Genomic DNA, 10,653 nt, shown 5'->3' with positions numbered 1-10,653 from the left:
ATAGAGAGGCAGGGTGGTGAGTGGGTTGTTAAGGGGACTAAGATGTGGACCACCCAGGGTCTATATGCTGATTACTTCCTAGTATTCGGTAGGATTGGGGATAGGAGTGAGAGGCATAGGAATATAGCTGCGGTTCTCATTAGAAGGGGTAGCTGTATAAAGACAAACCCGATAGAGGTTATGGGTTTCAGGGGGACGGGCACTGCTGAGGTGATTATAGATAGCTGTAGAGCGGGTGATGAAGATCTCATAGCACCCCCTCCAACAGGGTTTAAAGCAGCTATGGACGCCCTCAACGTGGGAAGAGTGGCTATAAGCGCTCTAGGCATAGGACTTGCAGAGGCTGCCTTTGAAGAGGCATATTCCTTTCTAACCCAGAGGATAGCATTTGGAAAACCCGTGATAGAGTTCCAGGGGATCCAATTCAAGCTCGCAGAGCTATACACCATGATAGAATCAGGGAGATCCATGGTATATAGGGCTGCAGAGCTCCATACAAAGGGATATGAGGACTTCCCAGTTGCTGCTGCAGCTACAAAACTCCACGTAGCTAGGATCAGCGTTGAGGTAGCTGGCGAAGCCCTCAGACTAATGGGTGGCTATGGATATAGCAAGGAGAGCAACGTTGAGAGGATATATAGAGATGCGAAGCTCCTAGAAATAGGTGAGGGAACCAATGAGGTTCAGATGATGGTAATCTCTAAACATATATATAGAAAGGGTGCTAAATGGCTGATCTAAGCATCTAGGAATACCCACTCCTTAAGAGCTGTGAGAAGGGTGAAGCTAAAACCCTTTCAAGGTAGAGCCAGTATATAGGAGGAGCTGTGGAGGAAAACCCTAGTATGAGGAACCGATATATTTAAGGATTTTATTATTAGGTGATTAGGTGATACGAATCTCCCAAGGCCAGATACTGAGGAGCAGTAGAGACAGGGTCTTAACAGGGTTGATAGGGGGCTTATCTAGATATCTAGGGCTGAGCCCCGGGGTTTCCAGGCTTATATTCCTAGTAATATTTGTTCTATCGATCTTAGTTGGTCTATGGCTGTTATTTCTAGCAATATATATGCTGATCTCAGCGGTTATACCGAGGGATGACGATCCTGAAGATCTGAGGGTGAGGGGGTTTGTCGTTAAAGTGGATAGGTTAATCCTATCACTTATAGCCCTAATCTTGCTAGGGGTTGGCATAGCTGTTCTCATATATTCTCTAGCCCTTTTAGGGATGTCATTCGGTATTCATATTATAAGTATTATAAATCCACCAATGGTTTTAGCTGGTATACTAGCCTTTATAATAGCGGTTCTAGGGATCATAGTTGGCCTGGCGATCACTTGGTTGGGGTTTCAATTTGCTAAGAGGGTATAGATGCTATGCAGATCTATAGCTAATGCCTTGTTCTATATCTATAGAGGCGTTGGTCTATATTCCCTCCCAAGTATTTCTCTTGCAATTATCATCTTCATTATATTCGGGGCTCCCTCAGCCCCTGCCATGTAGCTGAAGACGCCTCTTAAAGCTGACTCAGCTATAGACTCTCTTGTATAGCCCAGCCCTCCCAGCATCTGTGTTAACTCTACAATGGCTTTGAAGCTCTTCTCCACAGCTAGGTATTTTGAGGCTGCGCTAAGCTTGAACACCTCGGATCTAGAGATCTTGTTCTCAGAATATAGATCTAAGGCCCATGCTGCTTTAAGCACTAGGTTCCACGTAGCCTCGAGCTCTGCCCATATCTCTGCTAGCTTGAACTGTATAGCTTCATACCTAGCTAAGGGCCATCCAAAGGCCTCTCTATTCTTCACAAACTCCACAACCTCGTCGAAAACCCTCATAGCAGATCCTATTGATGCTGCTCCTATCAAAGTCCTAGCCCTTGTAAAGCCCTCTGTTGCATATATGAAGCCCTTCCCCTCCTCACCTATTAAATACCTCCTAGGGATCCTCACCTCTCTAAGCCTTAGAGAGCCCGTGCTTATCCCTATCCTCCCCATAGTCTCGAAGAGCCCTATCTCGATGCCATCAGCATCTATTGGTAGGTAGAATGCCGATATCGCTGTATGGCTCCTCTCCTGCCTAGTCTTTGCTAGTAGGAAGTAGCCTCCTCCCCACTCCCTCGCCTCTTTAACACCGCTTATATATACCTTCTCACCGTTTATCACATAGTGATCGCCGATAGGCAGTGCTAATGTCTTTATATTAGCTACATCGCTCCCCCCATGGGGCTCTGTAGAGGCTATGCCGAGGAAACGCTCTCCCCTGGCAACTTTTGCAACAACCTCTTCCTTAAGCTCTTCAGAGCCGTATATCTCGATCATCTTTGCCCACACGTTATTAACGACTATATATACAGCCAGGCTCATACCTGGATCGAAGTACCCAACCTCCCTCATAATCATCGCTGAACTAAGCCATGAAAGCCCTGGGCCTCCGTAGTCCTGTGATATATTTGGCGTTAATATCCCCTGCGATGCTAGGCCTTTGAAGAGTTCTCTGGGCATACGTCCTTGATACTCGATCTCCCTATACCTAGGGGATACCTCCTTCAATAGATACTCTCTAACAGCCTTGATCATCAGCTGCTGATCTTCCGATATTGTGAAATCCATCGAAGCCACCAAGATATCTAGCTAATAGCCCTAAATATTATAGGAGGCTCTGATCCTCATCAGCTTTGGACAGCGCTTCTCTGCAATGTAGATGCCTCGATAATCCTTTTTCTAAGTATGAGAAGCCTTTTAAGAGCCTCGGATTTAACTCTTCTCCAATCCTCTCCAGCAGGTACAGCTAATTTAATCATAACTATAACGTGATCCTTATCAGACTGCTCATTGAAGTAGGGGCCAGCCTCTATTTGGAAGCCTTTTAAAGCCTCTCTAATCATGTCTTCAAGCAACTCTAGATCTGTGTTTGCTAAGGGCATCTCAACCCTTAGATTAATAACCTCTCTCTTGGAGAACTCGGGTGTATAGTCTATGATGGTTGAATTCATCAAAACGATATTTGGGATCTTTATCTTCCTACCTTCATCAGTAACCATTCTAGTATAGAAGAAATTTATATCTACTATAGTTCCTTTAAAGCCAGCCTCTATGAAGTCTGCTGAGAAATACTTATAAGCTGGTAGAACTGCTGGGGAGAACGGTATAGAGGTGGATAGTATTCTTGCTCTACTGCCCACCTCAACCATCCTTGTAGCCATGATTAGCAGGCCTGCGAAGAAGTTGCTTAGCACTGGCTGGAGAGCTATACCGAGCACGAGGCCTGTGACAACGCCTCCTGCTAATAGGCCTGAAAGATCTGCCCCAGCTATGCCGATAGCAGCTATGATTGCTATTATATATCCTGTGATCTTTATGAGGGATGATATATGGTATACCTTATTCCCCATAATCGGTGATAGCCTCTCCCTAATAGTGGATGCAATAGCCGTCACAACCCATATTATAGCTAGTGCAACTGCAACAGCTTTTAAAGCGATAGTGATGTTCTCTGGTATTTCTATCTGGGGAGCAACCCTATTAATTATATCTTTTATATTGTATATAATATATGATATTATAATAGCTATGATAGCTATATATACTACTCTTCTCAAGCTTATCCCCGAGATATTCCCTCAAAATGGATTAATAAGAAATCAGCGGATCTATAACTACTTGGGTAGAGTGGGATATGAGGAGAGTCCTTGGAATCGAATCCACAGCCCATACAATAGGCATCGGAATAGCTGTTGAAGAGCCCCCATACATAGTTGCTAATGCGAAAAGCACATATATTCCTGAGAAGGGTGGGATACATCCTAGAGAGTCATCGAGATATCTTGCTGAGAAGGCTCCAGAGGTTCTTAGAGAGGCTCTTAAGAGGGCCGGACTATCTATGGATGATATAGACGCTGTAGCAGTAGCTCTTGGCCCTGGGCTTGGGCCTAGTCTGAGGGTTGGCGCGACCCTTGCAAGGGCGTTAGCGATATACTATGGAAAACCCCTTGTACCTGTGAACCACGCTGTTGCCCACATAGAGATTGGACTTATAACCACTGGTGCAAGGGATCCTGTTGTGGTCTACCTCTCTGGTGGCAATACAGCTATTATAGCTCATCATAGTAGGAGATATAGGGTGTTTGGCGAGACCCTCGACATAGCTCTTGGAAATCTCCTAGACACATTTGCTAGGGAAGCTGGGCTTGGACCTCCATATGTTGTTAACGGGATCCATGTTGTTGATAGATGTGCTGAGAAGGGTTCTAGATTTATTCCAGAGCTTCCCTACATAGTTAAAGGCCAGGATCTATCTTTCGCAGGGCTCTTAACAGCATCTCTCAGGGCTCTTGGGAGAGGGGCTAGTCTAGAGGATATATGCTATACGCTGAGGGAGATAGCATATTCAATGGTTGTCGAGGTTACTGAGAGATGTGTATCCCATACTAGGAAGAGGGAGATCCTGGTTGTTGGTGGTGTAGCTGCGAGCCCGTATCTAAGGGAGAAGATGGAGTGGGCTTCTAAGCATCACAAGGCATCTCTCTATGTAGTGCCACCTGAATATGCTGTTGATAACGGTGCTATGATAGCATGGACAGGTCTTCTAGCATATAGGAGTGGTGTTAGAATAGCTGTTGAGGAGAGCTATATAAGGCCTAGGTGGAGGGTTGATGAGGTAGATACTCCTTGGAGGGATTAATAGAGATCCATAGGGGTGCAGAGGCTATTATATATATGGGGCTCTTCCTAGGCTTGAAGGCTATATATAAGTATAGGCCTCCCAAGCAATATAGATCCGAGGTGCTTGACAAGAGATTAAGATTCGAGAGAACCCTTAACGAGGCTAGGATCATGCTGAGGCTAAGGCTAAGCGGTGTCCCTGTCCCAGCACCTCTAGACGTAGATCTGGATCGTGGTTTGATAGTTATGGAATATATAGAGGGGAGGATCTTGAGGGACTATATTCTGGGGGGAGGATCTGCGGATCTTCTGAGGGATGCTGGGAAAATACTTGGTATGATCCATGCTAGGGGGATCTGCCATGGGGATCCCACGATCTCCAACTATATCGTAGATAACAGGGGCTCCCTCTGGATAATAGACTTCGGGCTCTCCGAGTATAGCGATGATATAGAGGATCAGGCTGTGGATCTTCACCTACTATATAGATCTATAGAGACGCTTCCCCTGAAAAACATAGAGGAGCTGAAGGAAATAGTTTACAAGGGATACTCGGAGATCCTGGGGATGGATAGGGCTGAGAGGGTTAGGGAGAAGGTTAGGGAGATAAGGATGAGGGGTAGATATGTGCTTGAGAGGAGGGTGAAGACCATATGGGCCGGGAAGGGGGAGGAGGGATAAGGGTTCTGCTGATAACAGGTAATAGGTATAAGGCTATGGAGATTAGCCAGATACTAGAAGATCTATATCCAGGGGTTTTCTCAATAGAGATAGGGTCAGATGTTAAGAAGTTAGAGATACAGTCCGAGAGCCTTGAGGAGATAGCATATACATCCCTTAGAAGTGCTATAGAGCATCTCGACATATCTAAGTGGGACTCAATATGGGTTGAGGATTCAGGTTTATTCATAGAAGCGCTAGGAGGATTCCCAGGCCCCTATTCAAGCTATGTGCTTAGGAAGATAGGTTTAGAGGGTATCTTAAAGCTATTAAGCGGGGTTAGCGATAGAAGAGCCTGCTATAGAGCTGTGATCGCATATACACTAAAAGGATCTATTGGTGTTGAGAGTGGCGAGCTATGCGGCTCAATAGCATATAATCCAGATGGCTCTGAAGGCTTTGGCTATGACCCGATCTTCATACCGGAAGGCTATAGCGAGACCCTGGCCCGCCTTGGATATAGTGTTAAAAACAGGATAAGCCATAGGGCTAGGGCTGTAAAAGCTGTGGCCTCTAAGATACTTTCCTCCCACCAGCTCTAGAGGTGGATCACTGTTTTGGGATATATATTAACATATCTTCGAGATTATTCTAGCTAAGCTGTGATGAAGAGCTTTTATACTTCTAATGGAAACCTCATATTGGGTGGTTCTGCTGAAGATTCCTAAGACGATCAACACGTACTGCCCTAGGTGTAAAACACATACAGAGCATAGCGTAACGATATATAAACATGGTAAGAGGAGAACCCTTGCAGAGGGTCAGAGGAGGTATCTTGCTAAGCAGGAGGGCTATGGATCGAAGAGGAAGCCTGAGCAGAAGAGGTTTGCTAAGGTTACGAAGAAAACTGTTTTAAAGCTCAAGTGCCAGAAGTGCGGATATATATTACATAGAAAAGGTATTAGGCTTAAGAAGGCCGAGCTTGTGGAGGTGGTTAAGGGTTGAAGAAGAGGAAGATCCTGATCCCCGAGCCTAAGAGTAGGTTTGTAAGAGTTAGATGCCCCCAATGTGGAAACGAGCAGGTGATCTTCGACCACGCAACCTTCCCCGTTAGATGCTTTATATGTGGAACACAGCTTGTTAAGAGCACTGGTGGGAAGGCTATTATCTATGGCGAGATTATAAAGATCCTGGGGTGAGATCCTGGTTCTAAGGAGGAAGCAGATCCCAGATGTTGGGGAGCTCGTAGTAGCAACTGTTAAAGAGATCTTCGACTACGGAGCATATGTGACGCTTGATGAGTATAGAGGCTATAGAGCCTTTCTACCATGGAGTGAGATAACTGCTAGACACTTCAAGGATATAAAGGAGGTTCTTAGAGAGGGTCAGAGGGTTGTGGCAAAGGTTATAAGGGTTGATAAGACGAAGAAGCCCCCAGCGGTTGATGTTTCAACGAAGAAGGTGAGTGAGGAGGAGAGGAGGAGTAAGATGATTCTGTGGAAGAGGGCTCAGAAGGCACATAACATCCTAGAGATCGTTGCTAAGAGGCTTGGAATGAGTGTTGAGACTATATATGAGAAGATTGGGTGGAAGCTTGAGGATAAGTATAAGGAGATCATGGCCGGTATAGAGGAGCTGGCGATAAGGGGTGAGGAGGCAGCACGCGGTATAGAGGTTGAGGAGGAGATCCTAAAGACCCTTATAGAGGAGGCGAGGAGGCATGTGGAGATTAAAAGGGTATCTATATCGGGGATTATAACAGCTAGATCGAGGGCGCCCGATGGTATAAAGAGGTTGAAGAGCTTCTTCGAGGAAATAATATCCCTTGTGGAGAATAGATACTCTAAAGATGGTATAAAGATAGAGCTATATACCCTTGGCGCTCCAAGATACAGGCTAACCCTGGAGGGGTCTGACTATAAGGAGCTTGAAAAGATACTCTCCAGCATACTTGAATATGCTGATAAGGCTTCGAAGAAGCTTGGTATAGAGTTTAGCTTCGAAAGATCATAGGGGATCTGATAGTAGTGAAGCACCTAATAAGAAAGTGCATTAGATGTGGCAGATATACTCTCAAAGATAGATGCCCTATCTGTGGTTCAGAAACAATAGATCCCCACCCGCCTAGGTTTTCGCCGGAGGATAGATATGTATCCTACAGGATTAAAGCTATATATGAGGAGAAGGGGGGATCTGGGGGTCCGGGATCTTCCACAACGAACTGATCAGATCTTTGCCATAGATCTTATTTGATCGAGGTTTATAAGGGTAGATATAAAGATCCATATATAGCTGGTAGCACATAGATATTACATATATAGCTATGCCTACAAAGAAATACTAGGGCTATGTGTTATCAGCCTGCAGAGATATATATTTATTTGGGATCGGCTTGTCTATTTTCAACAGAATTATCCTAGGAGAGGCACCTATCATCATCTTTGAGGGAGGTCCAAGTGAAAGGGCTTATGTGGCTAGGCTTGTAATCAGTAGATTCAATGGTGCTGAGATCCTATGTGAGAAACCCCTTATCATTAGGATTCCGAGATCCTCCTCTAAAAGGGATGTTGAGGAGTTTATAAGCTCGCTTAAAGGGATAGGCGGTGCAAGTATTAGAATATCTATTAATGGGGAGGAGATTCATAGGTGTCTAGATAATAGAGAGAAAAGTAGGGGTGCTAGCGGTTCTAAGCAGATATCTCCCAAGCCTTGGAAGATAGGGCTTCCTAGTATGGGGCTAAGAATATCTCGAGATCTAGGGAGTGTTATTATGGAGAAGAGTGGGGATCTGGCTAAGTATATGTTTTCAAATACATTTGTTAGAATAGCTTCTATGGCTATACCATCCGCTATATCAACAATCGGTAGGTTTATAAATGATGCTAATATGATGATCATTGGAACAGCGATTAGCGGGGGTCTCTTTGCATTTCAGAGCATAGGCATTAAAAGGGCTAGGAGTAAGCCAGCCTCCTCCCACTCTTAGGGGGCGAGGCTTTCAATTGTGGGTGTGAGCTAAATGCCTAGCTATAATATAAAGCTCCACCTTTTTATATAAGAAGATGTTTAATGGCTATATATTCTGAACATTGATATTGCATAGGATGCTACTTCTAAAATATATTGTGCCCATAGGATACCAGTTACTATTGATATTATGGTGCCTCCTCCCCTAAGGATTATATATGTAGCTATTATCAGCCCTAGATCTCTCCTCCATCTTCTACATAGCCAGGGGATCCTCTCTAGCCAGTTTATATCTCTCTTAAATATTACTGCAGCTCCCCTCGCCAAGCTTGCCCTAAGATCTGAATATCTCTTCGACGCCTGCTTAGGATCAACAATATATATTACCCCTCTACATGGGTTTGCCGGTATATCCCTCATAACTGCCAGTGTATTTTTCTCTGGACAGCTCTCCCTATCTCTCTGATTCTTGATTCTCAGCTCAACACTCTCCAAGATCTTTTTAATCTCGCTACTAGATCTACTTAGGATCTCTATATCCCCACTATCAAGTATAACCGATACTCTATAGTCTCTGGCAAGCTTTGATAGTGACATCATGTTCGATATGGAGAGAGATCTGTTGACACATATGTAGCCAAGGATCTCATATCTCGTTGATATGATATATGTAATACCCTGGCAACTGCTATTAGGATCTATTGTCGATATATCCCATTGAAAGCCATAGATCCTGGCTTTATCTGGTGTTGATATACATATCCTAACCCTTGTCCTAGTATCCTCGAGAATAACTAGATCTGGCCCCCTTCTAACTATGCTGTAATTCCTCCCATGATCCTCATAGCCCTTGCATATATTTCTCAAAGCCTCTATCTCGCTAGCTGAGCACACGATCTTCATAATCTCTTCCCTTGCAAGTGAGCTTCTAGATCTTATAGAGATCTCGCCCGTGGATCTAGCATATACAATGGATCCAGCATCTAGATATAGATCTCTCACACCACAGATCTCCCTAGATGTTTTCCTCGGCCTCCAAGATATGATGCCTATCCTAGCAAGATCCGAGGATCTTCTGGCCATATAAAGAAAATATATATATGGGATCGATGGTGCTGCTATGGATAGATATACAGCTGTGCTTGAGCCTATCGCCAGCCCTAGGAAGGAGACTATATAGACTATGGTTGAGAAGATGCCACATATCCTCCTAGATACTGCTTGTGCCTCTAGACGTCCTCCCTGAAAAATAGATCCGCTATTTATTATAAGAGCCTCTGCAGACCCCGACTCCACGCTGGAGTAGCCAGCTACCATGTCTCCAGCCTCTCTATATGATCTTGTATCTGAGTTATAGGGCTCCCTAACAACTATAGATCCCTTGGAAATAACTAGATCACAAGCGGTTATCACACCTGGGTAGAGCTTGACATGAGACCCAGGGGCTCCGCCTATGTAGCCAAGATCTTTTTGGGCTCCCGATGATAGGAAGATCCAATGTCCTATAACACTCTCCACATATTTTGATGAGAGCACTATGAGTATAGTGAAGAGGGCAACCATGATTGGTACATAGCCCCCAACGGTTATTGCATATATAGCAGATGCTATAAGAGAAGCTATATCAGGCTTTAATAGAAGCTCTATCGCTGGGTTTCTCTTAATAGCTATTGATATCGCTATGATCACAACTATTACGAAGTATAGATCCATTAGATATCCTATGAGCCTATCAGGGCTAAGCGCCCTGAGAGAGACAAGAATAGCTAGAAGCACCGTAAGAGTAGATAGGATTCTGGGAGACAGGATCTCTAGCCCATAGATCGATACTCTATCCCAGGACGTGGAGACAAAGCCCCACATAGTATAGATAGGAAAAATATAAGGTATAGTTAATCTAACCCTCATCCCCATCTTAAAGAGCAGGTTTTCAGCTGTAGCAGAGCATGATCCTCAGCAGAGAAATCCCTAGCCTATACTCTATAACTCCCAGGATCTTCTTATCGCAATAGCGATATTTATATACCGCCTGGTATATAAACACCTGGTGATATGGTTTACCATGGTAAGCGGGATTTCTAGGGGAGCTGCTATAGCGATCATAGTAGTGGCTGTTCTAGCATTTGCCGCGGGCTTTCTCTCAAGGCCACCTATATCTCCGCAAACAATAACCCTACCATCTATTCAGACAATCGCTGTGAGGGAGACCATGATAGTGACATCTATATATACAGCTCTTCAGACCGTGGTTAGAGAGGCAACCTCTATAGTTACCAGAGCCCAGGTTACAACGGTAACCACAGCTGTTGAGAAAACAATTGTTTCTCAGATATCAGCTACGGTTCCAACAACTATTCAGAGAAC

General features: G+C 44.5%; 14 protein-coding genes. 11 read left to right on the top strand and 3 right to left on the bottom strand.

What is annotated here, in order from left to right:
- Both QXE01_09360 and QXE01_09355 read left to right on the top strand, forming a co-directional pair.
- The coding region (locus tag QXE01_09360; protein ID MEM4971446.1) for an acyl-CoA dehydrogenase family protein at positions 1–741 on the top strand (741 nt) is incomplete at its 5' end.
- Positions 742–889: 148 nt separating this feature from the next.
- Entirely contained in the window at positions 890–1,372 is a 483-nt protein-coding gene (locus tag QXE01_09355; protein MEM4971445.1) for a PspC domain-containing protein, read from the top strand.
- Between the two features lie 38 nt (positions 1,373–1,410).
- Here the strand turns inward: QXE01_09355 and QXE01_09350 are convergent, their stop codons facing one another.
- Together QXE01_09350 and QXE01_09345 are read right to left on the bottom strand one after the other, a co-directional pair.
- Entirely contained in the window at positions 1,411–2,610 is a 1,200-nt protein-coding gene (locus QXE01_09350) for an acyl-CoA dehydrogenase family protein (GenBank protein MEM4971444.1), read from the bottom strand.
- Positions 2,611–2,669: 59 nt separating this feature from the next.
- Positions 2,670–3,599: a mechanosensitive ion channel family protein gene (locus tag QXE01_09345; protein ID MEM4971443.1), complete on the bottom strand. Its 930-nt coding sequence runs from the start codon at positions 3,597–3,599 to the stop codon at positions 2,670–2,672.
- Between the two features lie 77 nt (positions 3,600–3,676).
- On the opposite strand from QXE01_09345, the gene kae1 reads away from it, so the two are divergent.
- From kae1 to QXE01_09305, 8 genes are all read left to right on the top strand, one after another.
- On the top strand, positions 3,677–4,681 hold the full coding sequence (gene kae1, locus QXE01_09340) for a KEOPS complex N(6)-L-threonylcarbamoyladenine synthase Kae1 (GenBank protein ID MEM4971442.1): 1,005 nt from the start codon (positions 3,677–3,679) through the stop codon (positions 4,679–4,681).
- Positions 4,669–5,343, top strand: coding sequence for a Kae1-associated kinase Bud32 (locus QXE01_09335; GenBank protein ID MEM4971441.1), 675 nt, complete (start codon positions 4,669–4,671; stop codon positions 5,341–5,343). The genes kae1 and QXE01_09335 overlap by 13 nt, the downstream gene beginning before the upstream one ends.
- Entirely contained in the window at positions 5,316–5,924 is a 609-nt protein-coding gene (locus QXE01_09330; GenBank protein ID MEM4971440.1) for a non-canonical purine NTP pyrophosphatase, read from the top strand. Before QXE01_09335 ends, QXE01_09330 begins: the two co-directional genes overlap by 28 nt.
- Positions 5,925–6,036: 112 nt before the next feature.
- Positions 6,037–6,327, top strand: coding sequence for a 50S ribosomal protein L44e (locus QXE01_09325; protein ID MEM4971439.1), 291 nt, complete (start codon positions 6,037–6,039; stop codon positions 6,325–6,327).
- Complete coding sequence (locus QXE01_09320) at positions 6,324–6,521, top strand: 30S ribosomal protein S27e (protein MEM4971438.1); 198 nt, start codon at positions 6,324–6,326, stop codon at positions 6,519–6,521. Before QXE01_09325 ends, QXE01_09320 begins: the two co-directional genes overlap by 4 nt.
- A gap of 1 nt (position 6,522) precedes the next feature.
- Positions 6,523–7,335: a translation initiation factor IF-2 subunit alpha gene (locus tag QXE01_09315; protein MEM4971437.1), complete on the top strand. Its 813-nt coding sequence runs from the start codon at positions 6,523–6,525 to the stop codon at positions 7,333–7,335.
- Between the two features lie 14 nt (positions 7,336–7,349).
- Positions 7,350–7,547, top strand: a complete 198-nt coding sequence (locus tag QXE01_09310; protein ID MEM4971436.1) for an RNA-protein complex protein Nop10 — start codon at positions 7,350–7,352, stop codon at positions 7,545–7,547.
- Positions 7,548–7,714: 167 nt separating this feature from the next.
- Positions 7,715–8,308, top strand: coding sequence for a hypothetical protein (locus QXE01_09305; protein MEM4971435.1), 594 nt, complete (start codon positions 7,715–7,717; stop codon positions 8,306–8,308).
- An 80-nt stretch (positions 8,309–8,388) separates the two neighbouring features.
- Here QXE01_09305 and QXE01_09300 read toward each other — a convergent pair whose 3' ends face one another.
- A complete protein-coding gene (locus QXE01_09300) occupies positions 8,389–10,197 on the bottom strand; it encodes a hypothetical protein (protein MEM4971434.1) in 1,809 nt (602 codons plus the stop codon).
- 154 nt (positions 10,198–10,351) lie between these two features.
- Here QXE01_09300 and QXE01_09295 point away from each other — a divergent pair.
- Positions 10,352–10,653, top strand: a 302-nt coding sequence (locus QXE01_09295) for a hypothetical protein (GenBank protein ID MEM4971433.1), incomplete at its 3' end; no start/stop codon positions are given.

It is taken from the genome of Sulfolobales archaeon, assembly GCA_038897115.1.
GTDB lineage: Archaea > Thermoproteota > Thermoprotei_A > Sulfolobales > AG1 > AG1.
Note: the sequence above shows the minus strand (reverse complement) of the source record. Positions and strands in the feature narration are given on the sequence as shown.

Excerpts from the sequence above, each read along its gene's own strand:
- QXE01_09350 (MEM4971444.1), bottom strand. The coding sequence starts at position 2,610 with ATGGATTTCACAATATCGGAAGATCAGCAGCTGATGATCAAGGCTGTT.
- kae1 (MEM4971442.1), top strand. The coding sequence starts at position 3,677 with ATGAGGAGAGTCCTTGGAATCGAATCCACAGCCCATACAATAGGCATC.
- QXE01_09330 (MEM4971440.1), top strand. The coding sequence starts at position 5,316 with ATGGGCCGGGAAGGGGGAGGAGGGATAAGGGTTCTGCTGATAACAGGT.
- QXE01_09300 (MEM4971434.1), bottom strand. The coding sequence starts at position 10,197 with ATGAGGGTTAGATTAACTATACCTTATATTTTTCCTATCTATACTATG.